General features: G+C 35.6%; 9 protein-coding genes and 1 pseudogene. 6 read left to right on the forward strand and 4 right to left on the reverse strand.

Annotated features, from left to right (window positions below):
- Nucleotides 1-258: 258 nt before the first annotated feature.
- The 3 genes from yajC to RHOW815_RS05460 form a co-directional block, all read right to left on the reverse strand.
- A complete protein-coding gene (yajC, locus tag RHOW815_RS05450; protein WP_215217323.1) occupies nt 259-639 on the reverse strand; it encodes a preprotein translocase subunit YajC in 381 nt (126 codons plus the stop codon).
- A gap of 79 nt (nt 640-718) precedes the next feature.
- Nucleotides 719-2,092: a 23S rRNA (uracil(1939)-C(5))-methyltransferase RlmD gene (gene rlmD, locus RHOW815_RS05455; protein ID WP_215217324.1), complete on the reverse strand. Its 1,374-nt coding sequence runs from the start codon at nt 2,090-2,092 to the stop codon at nt 719-721.
- Between the two features lie 62 nt (nt 2,093-2,154).
- Complete coding sequence (locus tag RHOW815_RS05460) at nt 2,155-2,424, reverse strand: Hc1-related histone H1-like protein (RefSeq protein ID WP_215217325.1); 270 nt, start codon at nt 2,422-2,424, stop codon at nt 2,155-2,157.
- 174 nt (nt 2,425-2,598) lie between these two features.
- On the opposite strand from RHOW815_RS05460, the gene RHOW815_RS05465 reads away from it, so the two are divergent.
- From RHOW815_RS05465 to RHOW815_RS05485, 5 genes are all read left to right on the forward strand, one after another.
- Complete coding sequence (locus RHOW815_RS05465; RefSeq protein WP_215217326.1) at nt 2,599-3,468, forward strand: aminotransferase class IV; 870 nt, start codon at nt 2,599-2,601, stop codon at nt 3,466-3,468.
- A 241-nt stretch (nt 3,469-3,709) separates the two neighbouring features.
- Nucleotides 3,710-4,069, forward strand: coding sequence for an RNA recognition motif domain-containing protein (locus RHOW815_RS05470; RefSeq protein ID WP_215217327.1), 360 nt, complete (start codon nt 3,710-3,712; stop codon nt 4,067-4,069).
- Between the two features lie 93 nt (nt 4,070-4,162).
- Nucleotides 4,163-5,929: an ABC-F family ATP-binding cassette domain-containing protein gene (locus RHOW815_RS05475; RefSeq protein WP_215217328.1), complete on the forward strand. Its 1,767-nt coding sequence runs from the start codon at nt 4,163-4,165 to the stop codon at nt 5,927-5,929.
- A gap of 190 nt (nt 5,930-6,119) precedes the next feature.
- A complete protein-coding gene (locus RHOW815_RS05480; protein WP_215217329.1) occupies nt 6,120-6,317 on the forward strand; it encodes a YgaP family membrane protein in 198 nt (65 codons plus the stop codon).
- Between the two features lie 6 nt (nt 6,318-6,323).
- Nucleotides 6,324-7,529, forward strand: coding sequence for a BaiN/RdsA family NAD(P)/FAD-dependent oxidoreductase (locus RHOW815_RS05485; RefSeq protein WP_215217330.1), 1,206 nt, complete (start codon nt 6,324-6,326; stop codon nt 7,527-7,529).
- Nucleotides 7,530-7,555: 26 nt separating this feature from the next.
- Here RHOW815_RS05485 and RHOW815_RS09345 read toward each other — a convergent pair.
- Nucleotides 7,556-7,657: pseudogene (locus RHOW815_RS09345) on the reverse strand (IS701 family transposase); the annotation flags it as partial.
- A 79-nt stretch (nt 7,658-7,736) separates the two neighbouring features.
- On the opposite strand from RHOW815_RS09345, the gene RHOW815_RS05490 reads away from it, so the two are divergent.
- Nucleotides 7,737-7,898 carry a helix-turn-helix domain-containing protein gene (locus RHOW815_RS05490; protein ID WP_215217331.1) on the forward strand — a complete coding sequence of 54 codons (162 nt, stop codon included), beginning with the start codon at nt 7,737-7,739 and terminating at the stop codon, nt 7,896-7,898.
- The last annotated feature ends 167 nt before the right edge of the window (nt 7,899-8,065 follow it).

Genomic DNA, 8,065 nt, shown 5'->3' on the forward strand with positions numbered 1-8,065 from the left:
CAGCTCTCTGGCTAGGGATCAGTTTTTTCATACTCAATAGCTTAACACAAAACAAAATATTTTTCTATACGATTGAATCGGAACCACTATATTAATAAATTACCACTTTGGTTCTGCTTTTGCAATTAGGGCATGATGCCTTAGTTGCAAAAGCTATTTTTCTTTGCTATTTACCACTAAGTGTCAATTTAAGTCTTGTCTATTACAAAATTATAAAGACAGAAAAGAGCTCTTTTCTGTCTTTTATAGCTAAACTTCTTATTTAATTTCTGTAGGTTCTACTTCTTTCTCTTTGGTAACAGGGGGTTGAATATCGGTAATAGCATTTTTCAACACTTCCATTTTTCCACCTTGGTAAAGGGATAAAATCACGGTATCTTTTTCTACTTTATCGATTGTGCCAAGGATCCCCATGACGGTAACACGATCTCCTTTAGCAATGGAGCTTCTCATTTGTTCCATCTGTTTACGACGTTTTTGGTCGGGACGCCAGATAATAAAATAGAAGAAAATCACAGCAAATCCAATCATAAATAGCATTTGCATTAAGTTACTATTACCACCGGTTGCTTCTGCATCAGCAAATACAGAGCTTGTTACACAAAGAGCTGGAATGGTAAATTTACATGTTTTATTCATAACTCTATCCTTATCATTTGAGATATTTTTGCTCTAGAATGCCCAAGTACCTTGGATAAATCAAGAAAAATTCAAACGCTTAAAAAAGTCTTAATAGGGCAATTGTTTCAATGTGCACTGTATGAGGAAATTGATCTACTGGTTGAAGTAATACTAATTGGTATCCTTTTGGCATAAGCAATTGAATATCGTGTGCTTGAGTAACTGGATTACAAGAAATGTAAAGAATTTCTTGAGGACGTAATTCTAAAAGAGCTTTAATAGCTTTGCCATCTAATCCTGTGCGAGGAGGATCAACAATGACTAAATCTGGGAAAATAAAGTCAGGATCATTTTTTAATTCCTGTACTTTTGACCCTACATCTCCACAGATAATTTCAAGGTTCTTAATATGATTTAACTCTTTATTTACTTTAGCGTCAAATACAGCGTGAGGGTTTAGTTCAATAGCAGTTACCCTATCAGCTATTTTAGCGAAAACAATGGATAAAGTAGCGGTCCCTGCATAGAGATCAAGAATATGTTTTTTAGGACCTTGTATAGCTTGAAGCGCAGAGGAAAACAACTTTTCCGCTTGTCTTGGATTCGGCTGAAAAAAAGAAGTGGGGCTAATTTTAAAAGTTAGGGTTTTACCTTCTATGTTAAGCTTCTCTAACATATGATCTGGACCATGCAAGTGCATTTCAAAAAACTGAGTGGGTTGCCCTTTGATTGCTTGTTGAATGCGCAAAAAGATGCTGACCTTTTCTGGTTCAGGAGCTGTAAGCAGGATCTTTTGAATAAATTGCTGGATCTGCTGCTTATTTAAAGCATATTCTGGCCTACCGGAAACAGTAAGCATCACAAGCCTATCAGATGTGCTTAGGGACTGGCGTACAATTAATGTTCGTAAAGACCCTGTATTATCTAAGCGATAAGCACTAAGACCGCTTTGTTTCCACCACAGCCTAACCTGAGCAACAACGGATGAAAACCATACGGATACCAGCCAACATTCTTGTAGGTTAAATACATGACCTCTGCTACCAGCAAAGATGAGTCCTAAGAATTGTTGCCCAGATCGATCTTGAGAAAAACTAAACTCCATCTTATTGCGATATTGCCAAATCTGATCGCAGCTAAGAATCGATTTAAGAATAAACTGCTCTTTGATAAAGCAAGCAAATAACTCATGGACTCGTTGCTGTTTCTGCTCTAATTGAAACAAATAATCTACTTGCTGCCAACTACATCCTCCGCAAGAGGGAGCATGAGAACACTTTGGAACTGTTCTATAGGGCGACAAGTGGGTAATCTGCTTGATGAAAGCGCGTTGTTTTGTTTTGACTTCAACAATTAATTCATCCCCTATAACTCCACCTATAACGTGAAGTGGCTTTGAAAACCCAGGACTTTTCCCTGTTCCATAGCCTTTTTTATGAAATCTTTGAATGCAACAAACGCTTTCTTTCATTTTTTTTCTCTTTTATGAATCTAAAATCATAACGAGAAAAAAAATTAACCTTTAGCAAATTCTTATCTTTTTTTCTTGCGAGCGGGCGCTTTCTTCTTAGCAGGAGCTCTTTTTGCGCCCTTTGCTTTTTCTGCTCTAGCTGCTTTTTTCATTCCAGATCTTGCAGCGGCCACAGACTCTTTACGAAATACTTTAGATGTTTTAGAAAATCTAATTGTGTTCGTTCTTGCTCTTTGAGCTGCTGCTTTATTACCTTCCATTGCTTTTTCCAAATCATGCCGAATGTCAGCAATTTGATGTAGTAATCTTTGAATTGTCTCTTTTAACGCCATAACTTCCCTCCTTAAGGATAGCCCATTTTCAAGTTTATTTTACATTCACGATTCATAAACTGTTTTTAGAAATTGTGCAACTATTTTTACATATATGTTTATATATTAAAAAAACCAAACAGCTTTACTAAGAAGAAAGACTTTGTTAAGCTAATCTAAAAAAGCTTAAATCTCATGAACCAACCTATTTATTATATAAATGGTAACTATGTACCAGAAAGCGAAGCCAAGCTTTCTGTTTTTGATCTCTCTATTCTAAGAGGATTTGGTGTTTTTGATTATTTACGCACTTATAAGAAACGCCTTTTTCATCTTTGGGATCATCTCGAAAGATTAAGCTACTCAGCTGAAAACTTAAGGCTAAAAATTCCTTGTAGCCTAGAGGAAATTGCAAAGATTATCGATTCTTTGATTGCATTAAATCACTTAGAAGAAGCCGGGATTAAAATCCTTGTAACAGGAGGAATTAGTCCCGATCAATTCACTCCTCAAACGGCTTCTTTAATTGTTCTTGTCTTTGCTCTAACCAAGTACCCCAAATGCTTTTATACAAAAGGAATTTCTGCAATTACTACTTCTTTAGCACGCAGCTTTCCGAAACTAAAAACAACCCAATATATTCCAGCAATTGTCACCCTACATACAAACCATCAGGCAAAAGAGGCTATTTATTTAAATCAAGACCGAGAATTATTAGAAGCAACCACTAGTAACTTCTTCTGTTTTAAAAAAAATACATTATACACCTGCAACTCTGATGAAATATTGCTTGGCATTACTCGTGAGATTATTCTTAAACTAGCAGCTTCTAAATTCCCTATTCAATTTTTTCCTATTACTTATGAGGAACTACCTACAGTTGATGAGGCCTTTATAACCTCTAGTAATAAAGAAATTATGCCTATTGTTAAAATCGATCATCATCCGATTGGAACAGGAAAAGTGGGAATAAAAACAAAAGAGCTGATCCAAGCCTTTAAAAAATATACCCAACAACCTGAATGGGCAGCTTTATCTATTCCAAGGCATAATGTAAATAAATAAATTGATTAATTTTTTATTATTTAATATGGACAGAGAATCTTCTCTTACGCTATCCTAGATTCTAGTGAGCAAACTCTAATTTTAAGAGTTTTTTTTCACCACACTTTCGTGTTGGTCCCGTGTGTTGTCATCCGCGTCCCGTTTTTTAGCCGGCGCTTTAGATTCCGCGAATCAACTTCAGTGTTAATTTTTAACATCGTTAAACTTATTTTAACGATTTGTATGTATTCTTGGAGAATTTATGAACGAATCAAATAACAAAAAAAAGCTGTATGTAGGCAGCCTACCTTTTAAAACATCTGAAGAAGAGTTACATAACCTTTTTGCCCCATATGGCACTATCGTTTCTGCTCGTATTGTAGTAGATAGATCCAATAATGATGCCTCAAAAGGCTTTGGTTTTGTTGAAATGGAAAACGCTGAAGATGCTCAACGCGCTGCAGAAGCATTAAACGGATCCCTATATGAGGGACGCACTCTGATTGTAAATGAAGCACGTCCTGAACAAAAAACCAATTTCGCACGCCGAGATGATCGAGCAGGTAGTGGTCGTTCTTTCGGTAACGATCGTTCTTTCCGTACTCGTCGTGATCGCGGTTAGTTTGTATGTTAAGTTTTTTTAAGCCAAGAACTCAAAATTCTTGGCTTCTTCTTTTCCTGATCTAGATAATATATATTTTTCTTAAATTTTATCATGACGCTTCTTTTAAATTCTCAGTCTCTTTCTAAATCATTTGGGGCTAAGACTCTGTTCACCGATCTGTTCATTAGCATTTTTACTAAAGATCGCCTAGGGCTAATTGGTCCTAATGGTTCTGGGAAATCCACTTTTTTGAAAATTTTAATAGGGATAGAAAACCCCGATTCTGGAGAAGTTATTTCTAAGAAGGGATTAAAAATTGGTTATGTTCCACAATCCTGTGAGTTTCCCTCAATACCTGTTGAACAAGTTTTAATGGATGCTTTGACGAAAGAAAATCTTACAGATTATGATAAACAACTACTTGTAGAAACCTGGCTTAGCAAAATGGGATTTAACAAAAAACATCCAGCAACAGCAGCTTTGCTCTCAGGAGGCTGGAAAAAAAGACTTAGCGTGGTTCAACAGTTGATTTTATCCCCTGATCTTTTACTCCTTGACGAACCGACAAATCATTTAGATCTTGAAGGGATCCTCTGGCTAGAAAAGCTTCTTATGAAAGAAATTTCTTCTTATGTTTTGGTTAGTCACGACCGATATTTTTTACAAAATGTAGTCAATCGATTAATAGAAATCAATTCTACTTATCCCAAAGGAATGTTTGCCATTGGTGGCTCTTACGCTAATTTCTTAGAAAAAAAAGAGCAATTTTTACAAGGCCAGATCCAACAAGAGCGTTCATTGGCTTCTAAAGCACGTAGAGAAAAAAATTGGTTACGTCAAACTCCTAAGGCACGTACAACCAAAGCACAGTCAAGAATAAATACAGCAACCGAAGTGTTCCAGAATTTAACTCTTGTTCAAAATAGAAACCGTCAAAAAAAAACAGATATTCGTTTTTCTACAACTCAAAGAGAAACAAAGAAACTGCTTGTAGCAAAAAATCTCTCTAAAAAAATGGGAAATAAGACTCTTTTTGAGCACGTAGACTTTACTTTGAGCCCTAAAACTCGTATTGGCTTAATGGGGCCTAATGGTTCTGGGAAAACAACGCTTCTACGCATTCTTGCAAAAGAGCTCCTTCCAGAGCTTGGAACTATTAAAGAAGCCAATGAGATTAAAATCGTATACTTTGATCAACATAAAATACAAATTCCCGATCATATTACTCTCAAAGAAGCTCTCTCTCCTAATGGAGATTATATTTCCTTTCGAGGGCAATCGATCCATGTAAATGGATGGTGTAAACGATTTTTATTCTCACCTGATTTATTAAACATGCCTATTGGCTCTCTTTCCGGTGGGGAAAAAGCACGAATCTCCATTGCCCATCTTATGCTTAAGCAAGCAGATATTCTTTTACTAGATGAGCCAACTAATGATCTAGACATTCCCACCTTAGAAAGGTTAGAAGAAAGCTTAATTGATTTTCCTGGAGCTATTGTCTTAATCACCCATGATCGCTGTATGCTTGATCGGGTTTGTAATTGCTTACTTAGTTTAGGAGATCTTAATCAAACTACCCTGTATCCAGATTATGCTCAATGGAAAGCGGCCCAAAAAAGCCCGGTTCTTAAAACTAAAGAAAGCAAACACTCCCCTATTTCTAAACCAAAACTCTCTTATTTAGAACAAAAAGAATATCAGCAAATTGAAAAAAAAATTGAGGTTTTAGAAGAAGAAATTAAACAGTTTCATCAGTTACTAGAAACAATAACAGATACAAATGATCTTGCAGAGATTTGCACAACAATTGGTTTAAAGGAAAATCAAATTGAACAGCTCTACTTACGCTGGCAAATACTTGAACAGAAAGAATAAACATGTCCATTCCTTCAGATAGCGATTTCTCCGACCAACCACTTGATTTATCTTTTCACGCCTTCAGAAAAAACAGATATGCCTGCTTAGAACAATTGTGTTACACTGTAAATCAAATTCCTAATAGAGGTTCTTTCTCAAAAATTAAAAACGTTATTGCATTTTCAACGCATTCAACAACTTAAAGGATATGAAAAAAAATATAGGATCTAAAGATCGCTTTATTCGTTTAGGTTTGGCATTTATTCTCATTGCCTGCTCTATTTGGAAAAGCAGTTGGCTTTTGCTAATATTTGGTGTATTTACCCTACTAGAGGCTCTTTTTAGTTGGTGTATTCTGTATCAGATTTTAGGGAAAAATAGCTGCCCTATCAATCGTAAAAAATAATCTTTTATGCTCTATGATTTGATCATTCTAGGAGGAGGAGCTGCTGGTATTTTTGCAGCCATTAACGCTAAGCTAACTCATCCAACAGCAAATGTTCTCCTACTTGAAAAAAACGCCGTTTTACTCACAAAGGTGCGCATTTCCGGAGGGGGGAGATGCAATGTAACTCACGCTTGCTTTGAGCCCAAACAACTGATTAAAAATTATCCTAGAGGAGAAAAAGAACTCCTTGGTCCTTTTCATGTTTTTGGACCAGCTGATACGATAAAATGGTTTGAATCTAAAGGAGTACTTTTTAAGACAGAGGCCGATGGACGTATTTTCCCTCAAACAGACCAATCGGAAACAATCATTCAAGCTTTATTACAAGAAGCCCATGGATTAGCGGTGCTCATTAAGCTAACAGAACATATTGAAATACTCGAAAATCATGCATCTTATTTCACCCTACGTACAAAAAAAGAGATCTATCAAACCACAAATCTTTTACTAGCTACAGGCAGTAGCCGTCAAGGTTATCAATGGGCAGAACAGTTAGGCCATACTATTCAAAAACCGGTTCCTTCGCTATTTACTTTTAATGTTCCTGCTTCTTCCTTAAAACATTTAAGTGGAGTCTCTATTCATCCGGTTCGTCTACAGATTCTAGGGACAAAGCTCTTTCAAGAAGGCCCTATTTTAATCACACATTTTGGCTTTAGCGGTCCTGCTATTTTAAAATTATCCGCTTGGGGATCCAAATATTTACATGAACAGAACTATCAAACTCGGTTAATGATTAACTGGGTAGCTCTTTCCAAAGAAGAGACTTTTGTTAAATTACAAGAAGCAAAGACACATTTTCCCCATAAAACACTTTTACAAAAAAACCTATTCGATTTACCTAAAAATCTATGGAAGACCTTTTTAGAAATATTAGGCATTTCTTATAAAAAACGCCTTATAGAAATCTCTTTACAACAATTAAAAAATCTTGCTCAAAAACTCACCGGAGATCGCTATCAAGTTGAAGGGAAAACGACTCATAAGCAAGAATTTGTCACTTGTGGAGGAGTCACTTTAAAAGAAGTAGATTTTAAAACAATGCAAAGTAAAATATGCCCTCGGCTTTTTTTTGCAGGAGAAATTCTTGATATTGATGGGATCACAGGTGGATTTAATTTTCAAAATGCTTGGACAACCGGTTATATTGCAGGAAAATCTTCTCTTTAAGCCACATCCTCAAAAAAATTGACTAACGTCAACTTGCTAACAGCTTTATAAGGCTCAGAAGAACAAGTTTTACTAACGTTTCTATTGGCTTTAATAGGAGCATAATAATATTTACCTAAGGAGTCAAGATAGGAATCAGTCTTTTCAAGTTTGAAGTGCACAGAAGAATTAAAAAAAGAATAGGCAGGCGATGAAAGAATCTCTATTGTGATTTTTAACAATCAAACACAAAAAGAAACCTTGCCTAAAGGCTACCATCACCTAACCTATGACCAAAGATGTCAGATTTATATTTTACAAGCTAGAGGAGATACATCTAGCTCAATAGCAACCATTCTAAAAGTTCATCATAGCACTATACTAGTTTGATTTCAAAGTAAGAATTGCATAACTAGGTTTTTTTGAAAAAACTGCTCTAGCTTGCAAGAAGATGTTATCTTTTTGTATAAAAATGTTTATATATTCAAACTCTTAATTTGAATGCAAACGAGTTCTCTAATTGCACACAAGGGGAATATAAATTCTCTTAATTCTTC

This window comes from Candidatus Rhabdochlamydia sp. W815, from assembly GCF_018642185.1.
Taxonomy (GTDB): Bacteria; Chlamydiota; Chlamydiia; order Chlamydiales; family Rhabdochlamydiaceae; genus Rhabdochlamydia; species Rhabdochlamydia oedothoracis.